The 20,942-nt window shown below is 68.3% G+C and carries 23 protein-coding genes and 1 pseudogene; 8 read left to right on the top strand and 16 right to left on the bottom strand.

Going from position 1 to position 20,942, the window contains the following annotated elements; all coding sequences use genetic code 11:
- Positions 1–2: 2 nt before the first annotated feature.
- Positions 3–569: a TetR/AcrR family transcriptional regulator gene (locus A5709_RS22180; protein WP_067944793.1), complete on the bottom strand. Its 567-nt coding sequence runs from the start codon at positions 567–569 to the stop codon at positions 3–5.
- A gap of 61 nt (positions 570–630) precedes the next feature.
- On the opposite strand from A5709_RS22180, the gene A5709_RS22175 reads away from it, so the two are divergent.
- The gene (locus A5709_RS22175) at positions 631–1,524 is read left to right on the top strand and encodes a TauD/TfdA family dioxygenase (RefSeq protein ID WP_067944792.1); all 894 of its coding nucleotides are present in this window, start codon (positions 631–633) and stop codon (positions 1,522–1,524) included.
- Positions 1,525–1,636: 112 nt separating this feature from the next.
- On the opposite strand, the gene A5709_RS22170 is transcribed toward A5709_RS22175, so the two are convergent.
- The 3 genes from A5709_RS22170 to guaB are packed head-to-tail and all read right to left on the bottom strand — an operon-like array spanning position 1,637 to position 6,155.
- Positions 1,637–3,373 (bottom strand): GMC oxidoreductase, encoded by a 1,737-nt coding sequence (locus tag A5709_RS22170; RefSeq protein WP_068122511.1) that lies wholly within the window; start codon positions 3,371–3,373, stop codon positions 1,637–1,639.
- A 48-nt stretch (positions 3,374–3,421) separates the two neighbouring features.
- The gene (locus A5709_RS22165) at positions 3,422–4,549 is read right to left on the bottom strand and encodes a GuaB3 family IMP dehydrogenase-related protein (protein WP_067944790.1); all 1,128 of its coding nucleotides are present in this window, start codon (positions 4,547–4,549) and stop codon (positions 3,422–3,424) included.
- 7 nt (positions 4,550–4,556) lie between these two features.
- Positions 4,557–6,155, bottom strand: a complete 1,599-nt coding sequence (gene guaB / locus A5709_RS22160; RefSeq protein ID WP_067944789.1) for an IMP dehydrogenase — start codon at positions 6,153–6,155, stop codon at positions 4,557–4,559.
- Between the two features lie 163 nt (positions 6,156–6,318).
- Between guaB and A5709_RS22155 the strand changes: the two genes are divergently transcribed.
- Complete coding sequence (locus A5709_RS22155) at positions 6,319–6,726, top strand: DUF5319 domain-containing protein (protein WP_046186907.1); 408 nt, start codon at positions 6,319–6,321, stop codon at positions 6,724–6,726.
- A 4-nt stretch (positions 6,727–6,730) separates the two neighbouring features.
- On the opposite strand, the gene A5709_RS22150 is transcribed toward A5709_RS22155, so the two are convergent.
- The 3 genes from A5709_RS22150 to A5709_RS22140 form a co-directional block, all read right to left on the bottom strand.
- Positions 6,731–7,495: an anti-sigma-D factor RsdA gene (locus tag A5709_RS22150; RefSeq protein WP_231987042.1), complete on the bottom strand. Its 765-nt coding sequence runs from the start codon at positions 7,493–7,495 to the stop codon at positions 6,731–6,733.
- On the bottom strand, positions 7,482–8,057 hold the full coding sequence (locus A5709_RS22145) for a sigma-70 family RNA polymerase sigma factor (protein ID WP_066945594.1): 576 nt from the start codon (positions 8,055–8,057) through the stop codon (positions 7,482–7,484). Before A5709_RS22145 ends, A5709_RS22150 begins: the two co-directional genes overlap by 14 nt.
- A gap of 90 nt (positions 8,058–8,147) precedes the next feature.
- A complete protein-coding gene (locus tag A5709_RS22140) occupies positions 8,148–8,975 on the bottom strand; it encodes a hypothetical protein (RefSeq protein WP_068122502.1) in 828 nt (275 codons plus the stop codon).
- A 354-nt stretch (positions 8,976–9,329) separates the two neighbouring features.
- Here A5709_RS22140 and A5709_RS22135 point away from each other — a divergent pair, with 354 nt between their 5' ends.
- From A5709_RS22135 to A5709_RS22115, 5 genes are all read left to right on the top strand, one after another.
- Positions 9,330–9,638: a WhiB family transcriptional regulator gene (locus A5709_RS22135; RefSeq protein WP_066907726.1), complete on the top strand. Its 309-nt coding sequence runs from the start codon at positions 9,330–9,332 to the stop codon at positions 9,636–9,638.
- A gap of 175 nt (positions 9,639–9,813) precedes the next feature.
- Positions 9,814–10,698, top strand: coding sequence for a Rieske 2Fe-2S domain-containing protein (locus A5709_RS22130; RefSeq protein ID WP_068010323.1), 885 nt, complete (start codon positions 9,814–9,816; stop codon positions 10,696–10,698).
- Positions 10,695–11,174 (top strand): hemerythrin domain-containing protein, encoded by a 480-nt coding sequence (locus A5709_RS22125; RefSeq protein ID WP_068010321.1) that lies wholly within the window; start codon positions 10,695–10,697, stop codon positions 11,172–11,174. The genes A5709_RS22130 and A5709_RS22125 overlap by 4 nt, the downstream gene beginning before the upstream one ends.
- 37 nt (positions 11,175–11,211) lie before the next feature.
- Entirely contained in the window at positions 11,212–11,946 is a 735-nt protein-coding gene (locus tag A5709_RS22120) for a superoxide dismutase family protein (RefSeq protein ID WP_068010320.1), read from the top strand.
- A gap of 83 nt (positions 11,947–12,029) precedes the next feature.
- On the top strand, positions 12,030–12,431 hold the full coding sequence (locus A5709_RS22115) for a hydrogenase (RefSeq protein WP_067944783.1): 402 nt from the start codon (positions 12,030–12,032) through the stop codon (positions 12,429–12,431).
- 26 nt (positions 12,432–12,457) lie between these two features.
- Here A5709_RS22115 and A5709_RS22110 read toward each other — a convergent pair whose 3' ends face one another.
- On the bottom strand, positions 12,458–13,678 hold the full coding sequence (locus A5709_RS22110; RefSeq protein ID WP_068122499.1) for an FAD-dependent oxidoreductase: 1,221 nt from the start codon (positions 13,676–13,678) through the stop codon (positions 12,458–12,460).
- Positions 13,679–13,757: 79 nt separating this feature from the next.
- Between A5709_RS22110 and A5709_RS22105 the strand changes: the two genes are divergently transcribed.
- On the top strand, positions 13,758–14,558 hold the full coding sequence (locus A5709_RS22105; protein WP_068122497.1) for a TetR/AcrR family transcriptional regulator: 801 nt from the start codon (positions 13,758–13,760) through the stop codon (positions 14,556–14,558).
- Positions 14,559–14,613: 55 nt separating this feature from the next.
- On the opposite strand, the gene A5709_RS22100 is transcribed toward A5709_RS22105, so the two are convergent.
- The 8 genes and pseudogenes from A5709_RS22100 to A5709_RS22065 form a co-directional block, all read right to left on the bottom strand.
- Positions 14,614–15,357, bottom strand: a complete 744-nt coding sequence (locus tag A5709_RS22100; RefSeq protein WP_231987041.1) for a hypothetical protein — start codon at positions 15,355–15,357, stop codon at positions 14,614–14,616.
- Between the two features lie 40 nt (positions 15,358–15,397).
- Entirely contained in the window at positions 15,398–16,324 is a 927-nt protein-coding gene (locus A5709_RS22095; protein WP_068122556.1) for an LLM class F420-dependent oxidoreductase, read from the bottom strand.
- A 111-nt stretch (positions 16,325–16,435) separates the two neighbouring features.
- Positions 16,436–18,067 (bottom strand): chaperonin GroEL, encoded by a 1,632-nt coding sequence (groL, locus tag A5709_RS22090; protein WP_067944780.1) that lies wholly within the window; start codon positions 18,065–18,067, stop codon positions 16,436–16,438.
- A gap of 78 nt (positions 18,068–18,145) precedes the next feature.
- Entirely contained in the window at positions 18,146–18,448 is a 303-nt protein-coding gene (gene groES, locus A5709_RS22085; RefSeq protein ID WP_007167930.1) for a co-chaperone GroES, read from the bottom strand.
- A gap of 200 nt (positions 18,449–18,648) precedes the next feature.
- A complete protein-coding gene (gene tsaD / locus A5709_RS22080) occupies positions 18,649–19,683 on the bottom strand; it encodes a tRNA (adenosine(37)-N6)-threonylcarbamoyltransferase complex transferase subunit TsaD (RefSeq protein ID WP_068122494.1) in 1,035 nt (344 codons plus the stop codon).
- Complete coding sequence (gene rimI, locus A5709_RS22075) at positions 19,680–20,150, bottom strand: ribosomal protein S18-alanine N-acetyltransferase (RefSeq protein ID WP_068122490.1); 471 nt, start codon at positions 20,148–20,150, stop codon at positions 19,680–19,682. Before rimI ends, tsaD begins: the two co-directional genes overlap by 4 nt.
- Positions 20,147–20,770, bottom strand: a complete 624-nt coding sequence (gene tsaB, locus A5709_RS22070; RefSeq protein ID WP_068122487.1) for a tRNA (adenosine(37)-N6)-threonylcarbamoyltransferase complex dimerization subunit type 1 TsaB — start codon at positions 20,768–20,770, stop codon at positions 20,147–20,149. Before tsaB ends, rimI begins: the two co-directional genes overlap by 4 nt.
- Positions 20,767–20,942: pseudogene (locus A5709_RS22065) on the bottom strand (tRNA (adenosine(37)-N6)-threonylcarbamoyltransferase complex ATPase subunit type 1 TsaE); the annotation flags it as partial. The gene tsaB and the pseudogene A5709_RS22065, both read right to left, overlap by 4 nt.

Here is a 20,942-nt window from a genome sequence, read left to right as displayed (position 1 = left end):
CGTCAGCCGGATTTGAGGATCCGCCCCACCTCGGCGCCCACCGCCTGCCTTACCTCGTCGTCGGTCAGCTCGTCGATCCCGGTCGCCGAGCGCAGGATCGGCGCAAACAGCCGCCAACCGAATTGCAGCGCAAGGGCATTGGCGACGGCCAGGCGCGCGTCGATCTCGTTGTCGTGAAGCGGGCGCACCCAGCCGAGTAGCGTCGCGATGTTGGGGAAGCGCTTCTGCAACTGCCCCGCCGGATACCCGTCGAGCACCGTGCGGGCCATGACCCGCATCTGCCGGTCGAGGGCCCGGTCCAGGACGTCGGCCGGCGCCTCCTCACTCAGCAGGGCGCTCAGGTTGGCACCGAGGTGATCGAGCACCGCGCCGACCAGATTCTCCTTCGTGCCGAAGTGACGAAACACCAGCCCGTGGTTGACGTTGGATCGCGCGGCGATGTCGCGGATCGACGTCGCGGCCGGGCCGCGTTCGGCGAACAGGTCGGTGGCGGCCTCCAGGATCGCCGCAGCGACCTCGGCCCGCCCGGTGGGCATGTTGGCGCGGCCACTTGCGGAACGTGTAGTCATGTGACTACAGTACTCGATGTAGTCAGTTGACTACACCCCTTTCACACGAGGATTGATGAAAATGATCGGTCAGATAACCGTCACCAAGCTGGGCAGCCGCATCGGCGCGCGGGTGGACGGGGTGCGCCTCGGGGGCGACCTCGACCCGGATGCGATCGAGAAGATCCGCCTGGCGCTGCTGGCCCACAAGGTGATCTTCTTCCGTCACCAGCACCACCTCGATGACCAGCAGCAACTGGCGTTCGCCGGGCTGCTGGGCACGCCGGTCGGCCATCCGGCCGCCGAGGTGCTGGCCGCCAAGAACGCGCCGGTCATCACGCCGATCAACTCCGAATACGGCAAGGCGACCCGCTGGCACACCGACGTCACGTTCGTCGCGAACTATCCGGCGGCGTCGATCCTGCGGGCGGTCAACCTGCCCCGGTATGGCGGGTCGACGCTGTGGGCCAACACCGCGGCCGCCTACGAGCACCTGCCGGAGCCGCTCGCCTGGCTCGTCGACGACCTGTGGGCGGTCCACACGAACCGCTATGACTACATCACCGCTGAGGCGATGACCGACGCGCAGCGCGCGTTCCGCCAGGCCTTCGAGAAGCCGGATTTCCGCACGGAGCATCCCGTGGTGCGGGTGCACCCGGAGACCGGTGAGCGCACGCTGCTACTGGGAGATTTCGTGCGCGGGTTCGTTGGCTTGGACAACTACGAATCGACGGTGCTCTTCGATTTGCTGCAACGGCGAATCACCGTACCCGAGAACACCATTCGGTGGAACTGGGCGCCGGGCGACGTGGCCATCTGGGACAACCGGGCCACCCAGCATCGCGCCATCGACGACTACGACGACCAGCCTCGGCTGATGCACCGCGTCACCCTGATGGGCGACGTGCCGTTCAACGTGCACCGGCAACGCAGCCGGGTGGTCAGCGGCGCCCCGCTCGAGGCGATCGCAAGCTAGGCGGAGCCGAGCGCCGCGGGTCGCCGACCGACCAACCAACGAGGCGATCGCAAGCTAGGCGGAGCCGAGCGCCGCGGGTCGCCGACCGACCAACCAACGAGGCGATCGCGAGCTAGCCGGCCGAGGGCACCGGGGTGATCGGCAACCAGCGCAGCGCGCCGGGCGCGGTGGCCGGCACCACCGGGTGCTCCGGGGCGATCGGGTCCAGCCGGCGGTAGGGCTCGCCCTGCGCTGGGCGCCGATCGTTCTCGCCCTTGTTCGGCCACAGCGAGGCGGCCCGTTCGGCCTGCGCGGTGATGGACAGCGACGGGTTGACGCCAAGGTTCGCCGAGATCGCGGCGCCGTCCACCACGAACATCGTGGGGTAGCCGTAGACGCGGTGATAGGGGTCGATCACGCCGTGTTCGGCGTTGTCGCCGATCGCCGCGCCGCCGAGGAAGTGGGCGGTCAGCGGGATGTTGAACAGCTCACCCCAGGTGCCGCCGGCCACCCCGTCGATCTTTTCGGCGATGCGCCGGGTGACCTTGTTCCCGACGGGATTCCAGGCCGGGTTGGGGTCGCCGTGCCCCTGCTTGCTGGTGTACCAGCGGATGCCGAGCTTCCCGCGTTTGGTGTAGGTGGTGATCGAGTTGTCCAGGTGCTGCATGACCAGGGCGATCAGGGTGCGCTCGCTCCACTGATGGACGTTGAGCATCCGCATCATGCGGCGCGGATCCTCGCGGGCCTGGTCGAGCAACTGCTTCCAGCGCGGCGTGTCGGTGCCCTCCGGACCGGTGCCGTCGGTCATCAGCGTCTGCAGCAGCCCCATCGCGTTGGACCCCTTGCCGTAGCGGCAGGGTTCGACGTGGGTGTCGGCGGTGGGGTGAATCGACGACGTGATGGCCACCCCGTGCGTCAGGTCCAGTTTCGGGTCGACCTCGAGCTTCCCGGCGCCGACGATGGACTCGGAGTTGGTGCGGGTCAGCACGCCGAGCCGCTCGGAGAGCCGCGGCAGCTTGCCCTTGTCGCGCATCTTGAACAGCAGATGCTGCGTTCCCCAGGTGCCCGCGGCCAGGATCAGGTGCGTCGCGGTGTACGTGCGCCGGTCCCTGCGCAGCCAGCTTCCCGTGCGCACCGTGCGGACCTCCCACACCCCGTCGGAGCGCTGCTGGAAGCCCTTGACCGTCGTCATCGGAATGACTTGCGCCCCAGCCGATTCGGCGAGGCCGAGGTAGTTCTTCAGCAGCGTGTTCTTGGCGCCGTAGCGACAGCCCGTCATGCAGCAGCCGCATTCCAGGCAGCCGGTGCGCTCCGGTCCCGCGCCGCCGAAATAGGGGTCCGGCACGGTTTTGCCGGGGGTCTTGGTGCCGCCGGGGCCGAAGAACACCCCGACCGGGGTGGACACGAAGGTGTCGCCGCAGCCCATCTCGTCGGCGACTTCCTTGAGGACCCGGTCGGCGTCGGTGAAGGTCGGGTTCTTGACCACCCCGAGCATCCGTTTCGCCTGCTCGTAGTGCGGCATCAGCTCGTCGCGCCAGTCGGTGATGTGCGACCACTGCCGGTCTTTGAAGAACGGCTCCGGCGGCACGTAGAGCGTGTTGGCGTAGTTCAGGGAGCCGCCGCCCACCCCGGCGCCGGCCAAAATCAACACGTTCTTCAAGGGGTGGATCCGCTGAATGCCGTAGCAACCCAGCCTCGGCGCCCACAAGAACTTGCGCAGGTCCCAGGACGTCTCGGCGAAGTCCTCGTCGGCGAAGCGCCGCCCGGCCTCCAATACGCCTACGCGGTAGCCCTTTTCGGTCAGCCGCAGCGCGCTCACGCTGCCCCCGAAACCCGAACCGATGATCAGAACGTCGTAATCCGGCCTCATCGCACCAGTATGGCCTTACTCACGGGTAACGAGCCAGTGCCCCCGGCCTCAGCTTCCGACGGTCAGCCCGACCTTCTGGAACTCCTTGAGGTCGCAATAGCCGGCCTTGGCCATCGACCGGCGCAGGCCACCGACCAGGTTCAGCGAACCGAACGGGTCGTCGGAGGGCCCGTTGAGCACCCGCTCCAGCGGCGGGCGCTCGCCCAGCGCGATCTGCAGCAACGCCCCGCGCGGCAACGACGGGTGCGCCGCCGCGGCCGGCCAGAACCAGCCCTCGCCGAGCGCCTCGGCGGACTCGGCGAGCGGGGTGCCGAGCACCACCGCGTCGGCGCCGCAGGCGATCGCCTTGGCCAGCTCGCCGGAGGTGTGGATGTCGCCGTCGGCCAGCACGTGCACGTAACGACCGCCGGTCTCGTCGAGGTATTCGCGCCGCGCGGCGGCGGCGTCGGCGATGGCGGTCGCCATCGGCACGCTGATGCCCAGCACCTCGTCGCTGGTGGTGACGCCGCGGGTGGAGCCGTAGCCGACGATGACGCCGGCGGCGCCGGTGCGCATCAGGTGCAGCGCGGTGCGGTGGTCAAGCACCCCGCCGGCCACCACCGGGACGTCGAGCTCGGAGATGAAGGTCTTCAGGTTCAGCGGTTCCCCATCGCTGGCCACTCTTTCCGCGGAGACGATGGTGCCCTGGATGACCAGCAGGTCGATGCCGGCCTGCAGCAGCACCGGGGTGAGCGCCTGCGCGTTCTGCGGGCTGACCCGCACCGCCGTGGTCACCCCGGCCTCCCGGATGCGCGCCACCGCGGCCCCCAGCAGGTCGGGGTTCAGCGGGGCGGCGTGCAGTTCCTGCAGCAGCCGGATCGAGGCGGACGGTTCGGGCTCCTTGCTGGCGGCCTCGACGAGCTGGGCGATCTTGCCCTCTACGTCGGCGTGCCTGCCGATCAGGCCCTCGCCGTTGAGCACACCCAGCCCGCCCAGCCGGCCGAGCTCGATGGCGAACTCCGGCGACACCAGCGCGTCGGTCGGGTGGGCCACCACCGGGATCTCGAAGCGGTAGGCGTCCAGCTGCCAGGTTGTCGACACGTCCTGCGACGACCGGGTGCGCCGCGACGGCACGATGCTGACTTCGCTCAGTTCATAGGTGCGACGGGCGTTGCGGCCCATCCCGATTTCGACCATCCCAGCCTCAGCGCGCAAAGTAGTTAGGCGCTTCGACGGTCATGGCGACGTCGTGCGGATGGCTTTCGCGCAGCCCGGCCGAGGTGATCCGGACGAACTGCGCCTGCTGCAGCGCCTCGATCGTGGGCGATCCGGTGTAGCCCATCGCGGCGCGCAGACCGCCGGTGAGCTGATGGATCACCGAGGACAGCGGTCCGCGGAACGGCACCCGGCCCTCGATTCCCTCGGGCACCAGCTTGTCCTCGCTCAACGCGTCGTCGGCGAAGTAGCGGTCCTTGGAGTACGACTTCGCCCCTCCCCTGCCCTGCATGGCGCCCAGTGACCCCATGCCGCGGTAGCTCTTGAACTGCTTGCCGTTGACGAAGATGAGCTCGCCGGGGGCCTCGGCGGTGCCGGCCAGCAGCGAACCCAGCATGGCGGTCGAGGCGCCGGCGGCCAGGGCCTTGGCGATGTCGCCGGAATACTGCAGTCCGCCGTCGGCGATCACCGGCACGCCCGCCGGTCCGCAGGCCGCCACGGCCTCCAGGATCGCCGTGATTTGTGGCGCGCCGACCCCGGCCACCACCCGGGTGGTGCAGATCGAGCCCGGTCCCACGCCGACCTTGACCGCGTCGGCGCCGGCGTCGACGAGCGCCAGGGCCGCCGACCGGGTGGCGACGTTCCCGCCGATCACCTCGACCTTTTCGCCCACCTCGGCCTTGAGCTTGCCGACCATGTCGAGCACCAGCCGGTTGTGCGCGTGCGCGGTGTCCACGATCAGGACGTCGGCCCCGGCGTCGACCAGCATCATCGCGCGCACCCAGGCGTCGCCGCCGACGCCCACGGCGGCGCCCACCAGCAGCCGGCCGTCGCTGTCCTTGGTGGCCAGCGGGTGCTGTTCGGTCTTGACGAAGTCCTTGACGGTGATCAGCCCGGTGAGCCGGCCGTGGCCGTCGACGACGGGCAGCTTCTCGATCTTGTTGCGGCGCAACAGGCCCAGCGCCGCGTCGGCGCTGACCCCTTCCTGGGCGGTGATCAGCGGGGCCTTGGTCATCACCTCGGCGACCTTGCGGGTCTGGTCCACCTCGAAGCGCATGTCGCGGTTGGTGATGATGCCGACCAGCGCGCCGACGTCGTCGACCACCGGCAGGCCCGAGATCCGGAACCGGGCGCACAGCGCGTCGACCTGCGCCAGGGTGTTGTCCGGCCGGCAGGTGACCGGGTCGGTGACCATGCCGGCCTCCGAGCGCTTGACCATCTCGACCTGTCCGGCCTGCTCGGCGACGGGCAGATTGCGGTGCAGCACACCCATGCCGCCCGCCCGGGCCATGGCGATGGCCATCCGCGACTCGGTGACCGTGTCCATCGCCGAACTGACCAGCGGCACTTTGAGCCTGATCTTCTTGGTGAGCTGGCTGGACGTGTCGGCGGTGGCGGGAACCACGTCGGAGGCGGCGGGCAGCAGCAGGACGTCGTCGAAGGTGAGGCCGAGCATCGCGATCTTGTGCGGGTTGTCACCCCCGGTCGGCACGGGGTCGTCGATCAGTCCCCGAATTTGGGGGTCGCGCACGTAGGGGCTACCGACGAGGTCGGAACTGTCTTCCAGGTGGGACATGCCACGGGTCATCGGTGGGGCCCTCCATACGATGCGGCGCGAGACCCCCATCCTATCGGCTCGCCCGCCGCCCGGACCCCTGCCGGGGGGCGCGCCGCGGACGGCAAACGCCCCGGAAACGACGGGCGGCTTGCCTGCTGGCGTTATCCCGGCCCGGCTGCGTAGGCTAGTGTGCGTGCGCGATCACCTCCCACCGGGTTTGCCGCCCGACCCCTTCGCCGACGACCCCTGCGATCCGTCGGCTGCGCTGGAAGCCGTAGAGCCGGGGCAACCCCTGGACGCCCAAGAGCGGATGGCGGTCGAGGCGGACCTCGCCGACCTGGCTGTTTACGAGGCACTGTTGGCGCACAAGGGGATTCGCGGACTCGTGGTGTGCTGCGACGAATGTCAGCAGGATCACTACCACGACTGGGACATGCTCCGCGCGAACTTGTTGCAGCTGCTGATCGACGGCACCGTCCGCCCGCACGAGCCCGCCTACGACCCCGAGCCGGACGCCTATGTCACGTGGGATTACTGCCGGGGATACGCCGACGCGTCGCTCAACGAGGCCACCTCGGACGCGGACGGGTACCGCCGCTAGACCGCTAGGGATTGTTCGGCGTCACCGCCGGCGGCGTCGACGTCTGCCCGTGGTGCCGGTGCTTGCTCCACGACTGACTCGGCGACGGCGTGACTGACGGGATCGGCGAAGCTTCGGAGGGCGTGGTGGCCGCCGTCGGAGCCGCGGTGGTCGGGGTCGACCACGCCGAAGGCGTGCTCGCCGGGAGCGGCAGCGTCGCATTCGGGTTGCGCGATTGAACCCTGACATTCAACAGCTTCAGCTGATTCGTCAGCTCCTGTTTGCTGGCCGGGTCCTCGATCGACTGGACCAAGCTACTCACCTCGGTGAGCTGATTCTGCGCCTGGTCCCATTGGCCCCGGTCGATCGACTCCTGCACCTTGGCCAGGTCGGCCCGGGCGGACAGCAAGGCCTGATGCTTTTCGTTGACGCGCGGCTGATCGAAGAACATCGCGTGCAGCCCGTGCAGCGGGGTCCCCGGACGCGCCTCGACCACCATCGCGCCGAAGCCGCTCATCACCAGCAGCGCCGCGGCGACCGATCCGATCGTCGCCAGGCCGCGCCGGCCGCGGCGACGGTCGGCCAGGCCGGTGCGCAGGGCGTCGACGGCCTCCTCGGCCGACACCAGCGCGCTGGCCGGTGGCCACCGCAGGTTGTCGCGCCAGTCCTCCAGCAGCGTGGCCATCGCGTCGATGTCGGGGTCGCCGACGTGCACCGGCCGCCGCTCGGCGAGCGCGTCGAGAAGCAGGTCGGTGCGGGCGAATTCGTCCAGGGGTTCAGGCACAGTCACCTGCCGCGATCATTTCGGACTTCAGCCGGGACAGCGCACGGTGCTGGGCCACCCGGACCGCTCCCGTGGTGCTGCCGACGGCGGACGCGGTCTCCTCGGCGGACAAGCCGACGACGACACGCAGGATCAGGATCTCGCGCTGCTTGGCGGGCAGGATTTCGAGCAGTTCGCTCATCCGGCTGACCGAATCGGCTTCGATGGCCCGCTGTTCGGGACCCGCGTCGGACGACCAACGCTCGGGGATGACCTCGGTCGGATAGGACAGATCACGGCCGGCGGCCCGATGGGCGTCCGCGACCTTGTGCGCCGCGATGCCGTACAGGAAGGCGAGAAAGGGACGCCCTCGGTCCCGGTAGCGCGGCAGCGCCGTGATAGTCGCCAAGCACACCTCCTGTGCCACGTCATCCGCTGACAGCCCACCCCGCTCGACTGTCCCGACTCGCGCGCGGCAATAGCGCACGACAATCGGACGGATGGTCTCCAGCACCTCCCGTAGTGCGTTACTGTCCCCCGCCACGGCCTTGGCAACCACAGCGTCGAGACGATCCCCTTGAATTGTCATCGACGGCGGTATCTCCAACGTTACGAACCGGACACATCGCGAACTAGCCGGGCTAACTTACGAAATGACAATAACGGCCCGGAGGCCATTTCAAGCGGAACGCCACGTCGCACCGGCGCGCCGGACTTGGCCTGCGCAGACATCGCGAATTTCGTGCAGCTGTTGTGTCGAAACGGTGACGCTACCGAGATCAATCAGCAAGCACGCCAACGCCCAACGAAGCGGGACCAGCCCGAGCCGGCCGGTGGCGTCCAGCGCCGCCTCCGCCACCGCCCGCGCGCGCTCGACGTCCCCGGCGCTGCACAGGGCCGCCGCCAGCACCACCTCGCTCTTGACCGCGTGCCGCGCTGACGGGACGGCCATGGCACCCGCAAGCTCCACCGCTTCGTTCGCATGGCGGACGGCGGTTTCGCCGTCGCCGCGGGCCATCGCCAGCTCGGCGGCGACCCACCCGCGGCGCACCGGCTGCCGCTCGGGCACCGGCCCGGCATCCAGCTCGGAGTCCGCGCGGCCCAACAACGCCGCCGCCGCCGCGAAGCGACCGACACCCAGCGCGTCGGCGGCCAGCCCGATCAGAGCGTCGACCCGCGCCTCGGCGGTCCCGTCGTCCCTGCCGGCCAGCGCGAGTGCACGCCCATCCCACCCGCGTGCCAGCGTGTGCCAACCGAGTTGGCGCAGGAAGGATCCCTGCGTGCTGTGGGCCAGCGACGCCAGCCGGCCGGCGGGGGCTTCGCGCCGCAGCGCCGCCAGATCCCGGTACGCGCTGCCGTAACGGCCCTGCCCGCCCGCCGCGACGGCGCGCAGCCATAACTCCTCCGGCGTGACCGCGGTCGGCAGCGGCCAAGTACCGGGCCGGCCGCCGAAGGCGGCGGCGTGCAACTCTCCGCCAATCACGGAAGTGTGACGAGTTTCAATCACGACGATAGGAGTAAACAGTTTGTGCTGTTCGCGTTACCGAACTGTTAATCACAATAGGTCCTGTACTAATCGTGGCCGGCCCCGCACAGGCCCGTGAGCTGGGAAATTTGGTTTCGGTCAACTGCCTGGTAGCACGGTGCGTGTTTCGACAATGGGTGGCAGATGAACGCGGCGTTAATTCTTTTATAACCATTACATACTTTGTCGGGCTAAGTGGCTATTGACGCAAATTCACCGCCCGCCCTAACGTCTACGCATGACGGGTAGTCATCGGTGACGCCACTTCAATTCAGTTGCACAATCGCTTCGCGAACCTGACCTTACTGGGCGTGCCGTGCAGAGAGGGAAACACCAATGCCACAGCCGGAGCAGCTACCTGGACCCAACGCCGACATCTGGAACTGGCAATTGCAGGGCTTGTGCCGCGGCGTTGACTCGTCGATGTTCTTTCATCCCGACGGTGAGCGCGGCCGGGCCCGCATGCAGCGCGAGCAGCGCGCCAAAGAAATGTGCCGCCAGTGCCCGGTAATTCAGGAGTGCCGTTCCCACGCGCTCGAAGTCGGTGAGCCCTACGGGGTTTGGGGCGGCTTGTCCGAATCGGAGCGCGACATGTTGCTGAAGGGCGACATCGGCCGCACGCGCGGCATCCGCCGCTCGGCCTAGCGGTTCATCAATCGTCACAAGGGGCAGCACACCTTTCGCACGACGCGGTTGAACGATTCGCCGTCTCGGTCCGTGTATCAGTCATGGGCTTGGCCGCGGCTGGCTGAATCCAATTTCGGGCGTTCCGTCGTGCAGAGGAGCCCGCGTCGGTTCGCTCACGCGCACAGGAGGTGCCGTGAAGCAACGATTACTCGCAGCAGTGACCGCCCTGGGACGACAGGAATGGCTGGACCGGCCGAGCTACCGCCTCGAGCACGCCCTGACGCTTCTCTTCGCGGCCATGGGCCGACATCGTGACCGGGTCAGCAATGCGCTGCACGGCACCTGGCTCGGCCATCCGCTGCATCCCGCGCTGACGTCGGTGCCGACGGGAGCGGTCACGACGACGGTCGCGATGGATGCGGCTTCCATGCTCTCGGGAAGTGGCGCGCAATGGCGCGACGCGTCGAGGTTCGCGTTGGGTGTCGGCCTCGCCGGGAGCGTCGGGGCGGCCGCGACCGGTTTGACGGACTGGCAACACACGCATGAGCAATCGCGACGGGTCGGCGTTGTCCATGGCTTGCTGAACGGGGTCGCGACGAGCCTGTACGCGTTGTCGTGGCGGGACCGCCGCAACGGTCGCCATCGGCGCGGGATGGCTTGCAGTGCGCTTGGCTACGGCATCACCCTGAGTAGCGGCTATCTGGGCGGAGCTCTGGTATACGGATCGGGAGCCGGGGTGGACCGCTCGGGCGCTCGGCTCAGTGGCGCCCGCTGGACGCCGGTGTTGCCGGCAACGGCCCTGGACGGCCAGCCGCAGCGGGTCGAGGTGGACGGCATCGGCGTGGTTCTCTACCGCACCGACGACCAAGTCCTGGCCGTCGGTGCGCGCTGCCCCCACCTCGGTGCGCCGATGGACGACGGCTGGATCGATCGCGGTCGCATCGTTTGTCCGTGGCATGGCTCCCGCTTCGCCTGCGAATCGGGGGAAGTGCTGCGCGGACCGGCGACGGCAACACTGCCGCGTTACCCGGTCCGGATCCGCGACGGATTTGTGGAGGTGCGGGGAGGGGTGCAATGAATGCCTACGAAGTGCTTTTCGAACACCACAGGGTCTTGCGGGGGCTGTGCGAGACGATCACCGCGCTACCCCCGGATTGCGACGAACGCCACGACGCCCTCGACGAGTTGTTGATCGAGCTCGACATCCACATGCGGATCGAGGACGACCTGTTCTATCCGGCGGTGTCGGAGGCCAGCACGCTGGTGGCCATCGCCCACGCGGAGCATCGCCAGGTCTGGGATCAGCTGGCGGTGCTACTTCGGACCTCGCCGACCGTGCCGCAATACGAGGGCGAGTGGCACTCGTTCGTCACGGTCCTGGACGCCCACGCCAGCGAAGAGGAACGCGATTTGTGCCCGCCCCCAATAGATTTGAGCGCCGAGATGCTCGATGCACTCGGAGATCGAATGGTCGAGCGCATCACCCGGTTGCGTCGATCCACCCTCAATAAGCTTCGCGTCCGAGGCCGCGCCGCCCTGTTGAGTTCGCTTTAGTCGTTTGGACCGCGACCAATCGGGGTACGACCGGCCCATGAATAAGGGCGTATCCTTCGCGGCCGTGGCGCTTGCCGCCACCATCGCACCGTTGGCAGCATGCTCAAACCAGCAAGGTGGCCAATCCGCCACGTCGACATCCTCCAGCGCGCCCCCCGGCACCGAGCGGATGACCACGCAGTTGAAGAGCGCCGACGGAAACCAGGTCGGCACCGCCACCATCGATTTCGCGAACGGGTACGCGACCGTGACCGTGGAAGCCGGGCCAAACCAAGTCCTGAGCCCGGGTTTTCACGCGCTCATGGTTCACGGGGTCGGCAAATGCGAGGGAGACTTCGAGTCCGCGGGATCGGTCTACCAGGCGCAGGGTCACACCGGCTTTCCGGCCAGCGGCGACCTGACCGCGTTGCAGGTGCGCAACGACGGCTCGGCGAAACTCGTCACCACCACCAGCCTGCTCACCGCCTCGGACCTGAGGAACAGCTCGGGCACCGCGCTGATCGTCCACCAGAACGCGGACAACCTGAGCGGGGCTTCGACCGGTGAGTCGGGCAAGCGGGTGGCCTGCGGTGTGCTCGCCGCGGCGTCCGCGACGACGACGTCGTCGACCTCGACGACGACCAGCGTCACGACGATCACGACGACGACCGAAGTGCCGCCGCCGTCCACCAGCACGAGCACCGTCACCGTCACCAGCAGCCCGGCGTACACGTCCACGCCGATTACAACTGTGACGACGACTCCGCCCAGCCTTCCGCCCGGAACCCGCTGACACATAAACCTCTGCGACGACTCGCCGAGACGCCCGCGGTGGTTTATGCCTTGAGAGCAGCCGAACGCTCCTAGTCTTCTGACATGCAGACGGTGCTCTTCACGCTCGGCTTGGTCCTTTTTCTCATCGGCCTGCTCACCGGATTCGCCATCCCGGCACTGAAGAACCCGCGGATGGCGCTGTCGAGCCACCTCGAGGCCGTCCTCAACGGGATGTTCCTCGTGCTACTCGGCCTGCTGTGGCCACACATCCACCTGCCCAACGCCTGGGGGATCACGGCGGTCGTACTGATCGTGTACTCCGCCTACACGAACTGGCTGGCGACCCTGCTCGCCTCGGCGTGGGGCGCCGGGCGCCGACTCGCGCCGATCGCGGCGGCCGATCACGAGACCTCGCCGGCAAAGGAACGGATCGTGAGCTTTCTGCTGGTGTCACTCGCGGTGGCAATCGTGGTGGGCGTGGGCATCGTCATCGCGGGGCTCTGACGCGGGGAAGCCCCCTTCGGCTTCGATTACCGCCCCTGCCCCGCGCCGTGTACGTCGGGAGTGCGGACATGCTCGGGGCGGAAGCCGCGCCCGACGAATATCGGTGGAATCGCCTGCAGCGGGCCCCAACCCACGATCTTCGGAACGCGGATCGGGGACAAATCCCCGCTCAAGTTGGGCGCTACCGCCCTGTCCTGAATCAACACCTGAAAAGCCTGAACAATCCGGGCGGGCAGCTCCCGTCTGCGCTGCACCTTCGCGAGGTCGGCGTCGGTTACCCGACCTTCGCGCAGCGGGGCGAACAGAATGTTGGCAGCGGCCACCGCGTCGGCGATCGCGAGGTTGATGCCGACCCCACCGGCCGGCGACATGGCATGTGCGGCGTCGCCAATGCAGAGCAGTCCCGTACGCCACCATGTCTCGAGACGGTCCACCCGCACATCGAGCTCGCTGGTGTCGTCCCACGAGCTCAAGTCGTTGACGCGGTCACGAAGCCGCGGCTGCGCGGTGACGATCCGTTCCTTGAACTCCTCCAATGATCCGCCGCGAGGGTTCGAACCCTTGGGCATCAGGTAGGCGACCTGCCAGTAATCACCCCGGTAGATCATGGCCATCATCAGGCCCTTACGGAGCACCGCGAACAACTCTTCGGGGTCGCCGGGGCGCCATTTCAGTCGGAACCACAGCACGTCCATCGGCGAGTGCGCCGCCGCGGTCCGCAGGCCCGCCGCGGCACGCACGGCGGACTTGCGCCCGTCGGCGGCCACCACCAGATCGGCCCGCACCTCCAATTCCGGCGTGCGCACCCCGACCACCCGATCTCCATCGAAGATCAGGTCGGTGACTTCGGCATTGCGGATCAAGTTGAATTCCGGGTAGGCAGAAGCCTTTTCAGCGATGAAGTCGAGGAAGTCCCACTGCGGCATCATTGCGATATAGGGCTGCTTGAAGCCGAGTCGTCTGAGCACGCTGAAGTTGCCGAAGGTGCGAATCGAGCCGTCGGTGTCGAAGGCGACACGGTCGATCTTGGTGTGCGGTAGGCGGAGGAACTCGTCGATGAACCCCAGCTCGTCCATGATCCGCAGGGTGGTCGGGTGCACGGTGTCACCGCGGAAGTCGCGCAGGAAGTCGTTGTGCTTTTCCAGGACAACGACCGGGATACCAGCGCGGGCGAGCAGGAGCGCGTGCACGAGGCCGGCCGGCCCGCCGCCGGCGACGCAGACCCGGGTCTGAAGAACTCGCGTCATGTACGGACACTCCTAACGGAGTATGAAATACAATTGCAGCATACATAAGGTAACGTATCACAGCGGCGGAGGAGGCGGAATGGTCCGACCGGTGTCGACACCACAAGTGGTGGACGCCGCACTCCGCGCCGCGGAAAAGCTGGGCAAGGACGTCGCCGACGTTCCCGTCGCGACGATTGCCACGGAGGCCGGGATCTCGCGCAGCACCCTGCTGCGGCGCTTCGGCGGCTCACGCACCGCCCTGGATGAAGCCGTTCGTGCTGCGGGGGTGGACCCCGGCGGCCTGCCGCCCGTCCGCACCCGGGCGGTCGCCGCCGCAGCGGCATTGATCAGCGAATCCGGGCTTGCCGCAGCGACATTAGAGGCCGTTGCCGGCCGCGCAGGTTGCTCCGTCTACAGCCTCCATGCCGCCTTCGGTGGGCGCGACGAATTGGTGCGGGCGGTTTTCGAGCGCCACAGCCCCATCGGGGACATCGAGGAATACCTCGCGCGCGCCAGCGGTGACCTGCCCGACATGGTGCGCGGTTTCTACCGCACCCTGGCGGACGCGCTGAGCCGCGAACCCCGGGTTGCCCCAGCCATATTCGCCGAAGCCTTCGCACGGCCGACCAGCCCCGCCGTGCAATCCCTTGCGGCCTACGGCCCGCCGCGCATGCTCGGGATACTCGGTCTTTGGTTCGAAGCCGAGATCCGCGCCGGACACATGCGTGACCTGCCCGTGCCACTGCTGGCCCAACAACTGTTGGGACCCATCGCGATCCATCTGCTCACGCGGCCGGCCCTACCGAATGTGCCCGCCTGGACGCTGCCCGACATCGACACCGTCTGCGACATGTTCGCCGACGCGTTCGTGCGTGCCGTCGGGACCTACGACCGCTGACCGCTGATTAGCGCCATCCCCGATGCCGACCGTGGGGGCCATGCGCGGAAACCGGTTAGCTGTGCGCGAATTCAGCGAGCTTGGCATTGACCGCCGCAGAATCTGGTCCCGCGTACAACTTCGGATCGCGTTTCTTGACCCATACGAAGAACGGGCAGCTGGCCGCCGGACCGTCCACCGATCCCAGTTGTGCGATGCGCTTGCCGGTCTTCGCCTCGCGGAGTTCCAAGTCGTACTGCACGGTGTACAAGTCGACGGCGATATGTTCGCCCGCGTCCGTCTTGAGGTCGCAGGTGCGTGACTTCGCCTCGGTTCCGGGTTTGCGGGTAAGGCAGGCAACAACATTCGTCGACTGGAAGTTGTTGTCAGTCGGCCCGTAGTCGGCACGGGAATCCAGTGTGACTTGTCGCCAGTGCATCGATGTCAGTTCGCGCATCGGGTCCGGCTCGTCATACGGGGCGAACGCGACGATCTTGTACGGCTTCTGGTACGTGGCGGCGTTACTGATCGATCCGCGATCGCACACCACATCGAAGTCCGAGAGCGAGGTGGCCTTCTTGCTTTCGCCGCGGCCGTCGCGCGCCATGTCCTGGATCAGGAAGAACCCGACCAACGCCACCGGTACCAGAACGACGATCGCGGCGATCGCAAGCACGACGATCAGCAGGACATTGGTCTTGCGCGGCGCAGGCGCCGGGGGCGGGTACGACGGCGGCGGGTACGGCGGCGGCCACTGCTGGGGGTACTGCGGTGGTTGCGGCGGCCACTGCTGCGGATAGCTCACGCTGGTGCCCCCCACGTCATGGTGGGCCAGCTTAGCAATCGACGCGGGCCACCCGTCAGCGCGCGTCGACCAGCGGCCTGAGCGCCTCGCCCACCGCTGTGATGACACCGGGCGTGTAGCGGTGGGTCGGCAGGTTGATGATCACGCCGTCGATTCCCACGCCGATGACCCGACGTTTGATCTCGTCGGCGACCTGATCGACGGTCCCGGTGACCGCCCGGCCGCCGCGGGCCTCGCCGATGTCGCTGGACGCGCCGAAGCCGTCGACCACGACGGTCAGCAACGAACTGGTCTCCAAAGTCGCTGGATCACGGTCGATTTCGGCGCAGCGCTGGCGCAGCACGTCGAGCTTGGCGGGCAGCTGATCGATGTCGGCGATGATGTTGAGGTGGTCGGCGTACCGGGCGGCCAACCGGAACGTCTTCTTCTCGCCGCTGCCACCGAGCATGACCGGGATGTGGTCGCGGTAGCGGGGTTCGTTGATCGCGCTTTCGGTGCGATACCACTTGCCGGAGAAGGTGGGGCGCTCACCGTGCAGCATTCCGGCGATGATCTGCAGCGCCTCCTCGAGCTTTTCGAACCGCTCGGTGAAGGTGCCGAACTCGAAGCCCAGCTGCCGATGCTCCAGTTCAAACCAGCCCGCGCCGATGCCGAGGATCGCCCGCCCTGCGCTGACGACGTCCAGCGTGGTGATCGCCTTCGCGAGCAGGGTCGGGTTGCGATAGGTATTGCCGGTCACCAGGGTCGACAACTGCACCCGCTCGACAGACGTGGCCAAGGCGCCCAGCGCGGTATAGGCCTCCAGCATGGGCTCGTCGGGTTCACCCAGCCCCGGCAACTGGTAGAAGTGGTCCATTAAGAGCACGGTGTCGAATCCAGCGCTCTCGGCCTCGCGGGCCTGGGCCTGAACGGCGGGAAACAATTCGGCGACTGGTGTGCCGTAGGAGAAGTTCGGGATCTGCAGTCCGAGACGAATAGTCATGCTCATGTGCAACGCGGTCGGTTGTCCGTTGCATTCCGCGCCCGAAGCCGCAGACCTCAAACATGCAAACACCCCCGGCCGCAGGGCCGAGGGTGTTTACGTCTCGCCTACTCAGTGGTGGTGGTGATGCCCGTGGCCGTGGCCATGGCCGTGGTCATCGTGGTCGTCGGCGGGCTTGTCGACCACCGCGGTCTCGGTGGTCAGCACCATGCGTGCCACCGACGCCGCGTTGAGCACCGCGGACCGGGTGACCTTGACCGGGTCGATGACGCCGTCGGCAATCAGGTCGCCGTACTCCAGCGTCGCGGCGTTCAGGCCGTGCCCGGCCGGCAACTCGCCGACCTTGTTGACCGCGACCGCACCGTCCAGGCCGGCGTTGGTGGCGATCCAATACAGCGGGGCCGCAAGCGCCTCGGCGAACACGTCGACGCCCGTCGCTTGGTCGCCGGACAGCGACCCGCGCAACTCCTTCAGCGCGCTGCGCGCCCCGATGAGCGCCGACCCGCCGCCCGCGACGATGCCCTCCTCGACGGCGGCCTTGGCCGCCGCGACGGCGTCCTCGACGCTTTCCTTGCGTTCCTTGAGCGCGGTCTCGGTGGCGGCACCGACCTTGAGCACCGCAACGCCGCCGGCCAGCTTGGCCAGCCGCTCCTGCAGCTTCTCGCGGTCCCAGTCGGAATCGCTCTTCTCAATCTCGGCGCGCAGCTGCTTGATCCGGTCGGCAACCGCATCCTTCGAGCCGCCCCCGTCGACGATGATGGTGTCGTCCTTGCTGACCACCACGCGGCGGGCCGAGCCCAGCACATCGGTGCCGACCTCGCGCAGCAGCAGGCCCGCGTCGGGGTTGATCACCTGGCCGCCGGTAACCACCGCCAGGTCCTCGAGGAACGCCTTGCGCCGGTCGCCGAAGAACGGCGCCTTCACCGCAACCGCCCTGAGCGTCTTGCGAATCGAGTTGACCACCAGGGTCGCCAGTGCCTCGCCTTCAACGTCCTCGGCGATGATCAGCAGCGGCTTCCCCGACTCGGCGACCTTCTCCAGCATGGGCAGCAGGTCGGGCAGCGAGCTGATCTTCTCCTGGTGCAGCAGGATGACCGGGTCGTCGAGCACGGCTTCCTGCGAATCGAAGTCGGTGACGAAATACGCCGACAGGAAACCCTTGTCGAAACCGACGCCCTCGGTGAACTCCAGCTCGGTGCTCAGCGTGGAGGATTCTTCGACGCTGACCACGCCGTCGGTGCCGACCTTGGTCATCGCCTCGCCGACCAGCTCGCCGAGCTGTTGGTCACGCGACGACACCGTCGCCACCTGAGCGATCGCTTCCTTGCCGGACACCGGGGTGGCCGCCGCCAGCAGCGCCTCGGACGCCGCGTCGGCCGCCTTGGAGATTCCCACGCCGAGCTCAATGGGGTTGGCGCCGGCCGCAACCAGGCGCAGGCCACCCTTGACCAGCGCCTGCGCCAGCACGGTCGCGGTCGTGGTGCCGTCACCCGCCACGTCGTTGGTCTTGGTGGCCACCGACTTCACCAGTTGCGCACCCAAGTTCTCGAATGGGTCTTCCAGGTCGATCTCGCGCGCGACGGTCACGCCGTCGTTGGTGACCGCTGGCCCGCCGAATGCCTTGGCCAGCACCACATGCCGGCCGCGCGGCCCCAGCGTCACGCGGACCGCGTCGGCCAGCGCGTTGACACCGGCCTCGATCGCGCGGCGCGCGGTCTCGTCGTACTCAATAACCTTGCTCATCAGGCTCCTCACTAACGCATGCCGCCCCGGAAATCACCCGCGGCCATGCGCGGGGATCGCCGGGGCGGGACACGATGCTTACTTCGATACGACGGCCAGCACGTCACGCGCCGACAGGATCAGGTACTCCTCGCCGTTGTACTTGATCTCGGTGCCGCCGTACTTGCTGTAGATGACGGTGTCGCCTTCCGAGACGTCGAGCGGGATCCGCTTTTCGCCGTCCTCGTCCCAGCGGCCGGGACCGACTGCGACGACGGTGCCTTCCTGCGGCTTCTCCTTGGCGGTGTCAGGAATGACCAGACCGGACGCGGTCGTGGTCTCGGCCTCGTTGGCCTGCACGAGAATCTTGTCCTCGAGTGGCTTGATGTTCACCTTCGCCACGATGGGAGCCCTCCACTAGTTAGATCGGGTCCGGGGCGGGTGCCCCGGAATTATCAAGGGATTCGGCAGTCGTCCGAGCCCGGGCGCCGTCGTCGCGGGTGCCGGCACAGGGTTTGGCCGATTGCCACCTAGCACTCTATACACGAGAGTGCTAGCACTCAAGGGCGCCCCGGTGCGTCCGCGATGTTCGCTACGGGCGATCAGCTGACCTGGGCTTTTATCACCGGCAGCCCCGGGTCGGTGGGCGCGTCCAGCGGGGACGGCGCCGCACCGGCGGCCACCAGGTGCGCGGTGAAGGAAGCGATCATCGCCCCGTTGTCGGTGCAGAGCCGGGGCATGGGGATCCGCAGCGTCAGCCCGGCCGACGCGCACCGCTGTTCCGCCAGCTCCCGCAGCCGCGAATTGGCGGCCACTCCCCCGGCGATCAGCAGCGTCGAGACGCCGAGCCCGGTCGCCGCGCGCACCGCCTTCATGGTCAGTACGTCGCCGACGGCCTCCTGAAAACCTGCGGCGACATCGGCGTTCACCGCGTCCGGGTGGCTCTCCAGGTAGCGGGCGACGGCCGTCTTGAGCCCCGAGAAGCTGAAGGCGTACGGGTCGTCACGCGGTCCTGTCATGCCGCGCGGGAAGGTGATGGCGTCGCGGTCACCGGTGCGGGCCAGGTCGTCGAGCACCTTGCCGCCGGGATAGCCCAGCCCGAGCAGCCGCGCCACCTTGTCGTAGGCCTCGCCGGCGGCGTCGTCGACGGTGCTGCCCAGCTCGACGATCGGTTCGCCCAGGGAGCGCACATGCAGGAGGTGGGTGTGGCCGCCCGACACCAGCAGCGCCACGCACTCGGGGAGCGGCCCATGTTCGTAGACGTCGGCCGCCAGGTGCCCGCCGAGGTGGTTGACCGCGTAGAAGGGGACCCCCCACGCCGCCGAATACGCCTTGGCCGCAGCCACTCCCACCAGCAGGGCGCCGGCCAGACCCGGCCCGATCGTGGCCGCGACGATGTCGGGCTTCTCCAGCCCGGCCGTGGCGAGCGCGCGGCGCATGGTGGGGCGGAGCGCCTCCAGGTGCGCCCGCGACGCGATCTCGGGGACCACGCCGCCGAAGCGGACGTGTTCGTCGACGCTGGACGCCACCTCGTCCGCCAACAGCGTCACGGTGGCCTCGGAACCGGTGCCGTCGAGCCGCGCGATGCCGACTCCCGTTTCGTCGCAGGAGGTTTCGATGGCCAGGATGGTCTTCACGGGCGGGCCCCCCGGCGCATCGTGTACGCATCGGCCCCGCTCGCGCGGTAGTAGCGCCGGCGCAGGCCGATCTGCTCGAATCCCACGCTGCGGTACAGCGCGATGGCCGCCTCGTTGTCGGTGCGCACCTCGAGGAAGACCACGCCGCCGTGGGCGAAGACCAGCAGCTCGTCGAGCAACCGGCGGCCGGTCCCCTGCCCCTGATAGGCGGGGTCCACGCCGATGGTGTGGACCTCGTACTCGAACGGCGGGGTGCGTCCCAGCCGCGAGATGCCGGCGTACCCGACGAGCTTGCCACCGGCCCGGGCACCGACGTAATGGTTGTGCGGGCTCGCCAACTCCCGATTGAACGCCGCCGCGGGCCAGGGGTCGTCACCGTCGAACAGCTGACGTTCGAGCTCGGCGCAGCGCGCCGCGTCGGCGGGGACCAGGGCGCCGAGCGTCACGGGCTCGCCCAGGGCGGTCATCCGCGCGCCGCCATCGGTTTGGCGTCGGGGCGGCGCAGATACAGCGCCACCAAGGGCAGCGGGCGCTGCGACCAATCGGGCACCGCGGCGACGAGCCCGGCCGGTGTGGGATAGATCGGCCCGCGGTGGGGTAGGTCGAACAGCGCCGCGTGCTCCTTCGAGCCGGCCACCGCCCGCGCTGCGCCCGGGTCGACGTCGGCGGGGGCGTTGACCCCCGGGCCCTCCATCCGAAACCCGTCACGGTAACGGGCCCAATAGATTTCGCGCCGACGGGCGTCGGTGACCACCAACGTCTCACCGGTGGTGCGCACGCCGATGGCGTCCAGGCTGCACACCCCGCGCACCGGGATGCCCAGGGCATGCCCGTAGGCGGCCGCGGTCGCCATCCCGGCCCGCAGTCCGGTGAACGGGCCGGGGCCGCAGCCCACCACGACGGCATCGAGGTCGGCCATCGTCAGCCCGGCGTCGGCGAGGGCGTCCAGCACGTTCGGGGTGAGCCGTTCGGCGTGCGCGCGGGCGTCGACGGTGACCCGCTCGGCCAGCACGGTCAGGTCGTCGCGGCGGACGATCCCGGCGGTGACCGCCGGCGTGGAGGTGTCGAGGGCAAGCAGGAGGCTCATGAACGCACCCACTGCCACGAAGCGATCCGCACGTCGGATCCGCTGAGGCGTTCCAGCCGAATGTCGAGGTGCCGCTCGGCGAGGCGTTCGACGAGGCCCTCGCCCCACTCCACGACCACGACCGCATCGTCGAGATCGGTGTCCAGGTCCAGCGAGTCGAGCTCGCCCATCA

Origin of the sequence: Mycobacterium sp. E1386 (genome assembly GCF_001672745.1) — a bacterium.
Lineage (GTDB): Bacteria > Actinomycetota > Actinomycetes > Mycobacteriales > Mycobacteriaceae > Mycobacterium.
Note: the sequence above shows the minus strand (reverse complement) of the source record. Positions and strands in the feature narration are given on the sequence as shown.

Coding starts and splice junctions, on each gene's coding strand:
- A5709_RS22135 (WP_066907726.1), top strand. CDS start 9,330: ATGCCACAGCCGGAGCAGCTACCTGGACCCAACGCCGACATCTGGAAC.
- rimI (WP_068122490.1), bottom strand. CDS start 20,150: ATGACCGCCCTGGGCGAGCCCGTGACGCTCGGCGCCCTGGTCCCCGCC.
- A5709_RS22175 (WP_067944792.1), top strand. CDS start 631: ATGATCGGTCAGATAACCGTCACCAAGCTGGGCAGCCGCATCGGCGCG.
- A5709_RS22120 (WP_068010320.1), top strand. CDS start 11,212: ATGAATAAGGGCGTATCCTTCGCGGCCGTGGCGCTTGCCGCCACCATC.
- A5709_RS22095 (WP_068122556.1), bottom strand. CDS start 16,324: ATGACTATTCGTCTCGGACTGCAGATCCCGAACTTCTCCTACGGCACA.
- groL (WP_067944780.1), bottom strand. CDS start 18,067: ATGAGCAAGGTTATTGAGTACGACGAGACCGCGCGCCGCGCGATCGAG.
- tsaB (WP_068122487.1), bottom strand. CDS start 20,770: ATGAGCCTCCTGCTTGCCCTCGACACCTCCACGCCGGCGGTCACCGCC.
- A5709_RS22115 (WP_067944783.1), top strand. CDS start 12,030: ATGCAGACGGTGCTCTTCACGCTCGGCTTGGTCCTTTTTCTCATCGGC.
- A5709_RS22125 (WP_068010321.1), top strand. CDS start 10,695: ATGAATGCCTACGAAGTGCTTTTCGAACACCACAGGGTCTTGCGGGGG.
- A5709_RS22110 (WP_068122499.1), bottom strand. CDS start 13,678: ATGACGCGAGTTCTTCAGACCCGGGTCTGCGTCGCCGGCGGCGGGCCG.
- A5709_RS22165 (WP_067944790.1), bottom strand. CDS start 4,549: ATGGTCGAAATCGGGATGGGCCGCAACGCCCGTCGCACCTATGAACTG.
- guaB (WP_067944789.1), bottom strand. CDS start 6,155: ATGACCCGTGGCATGTCCCACCTGGAAGACAGTTCCGACCTCGTCGGT.
- A5709_RS22105 (WP_068122497.1), top strand. CDS start 13,758: ATGGTCCGACCGGTGTCGACACCACAAGTGGTGGACGCCGCACTCCGC.
- A5709_RS22170 (WP_068122511.1), bottom strand. CDS start 3,373: ATGAGGCCGGATTACGACGTTCTGATCATCGGTTCGGGTTTCGGGGGC.
- A5709_RS22145 (WP_066945594.1), bottom strand. CDS start 8,057: ATGACAATTCAAGGGGATCGTCTCGACGCTGTGGTTGCCAAGGCCGTG.
- A5709_RS22180 (WP_067944793.1), bottom strand. CDS start 569: ATGACTACACGTTCCGCAAGTGGCCGCGCCAACATGCCCACCGGGCGG.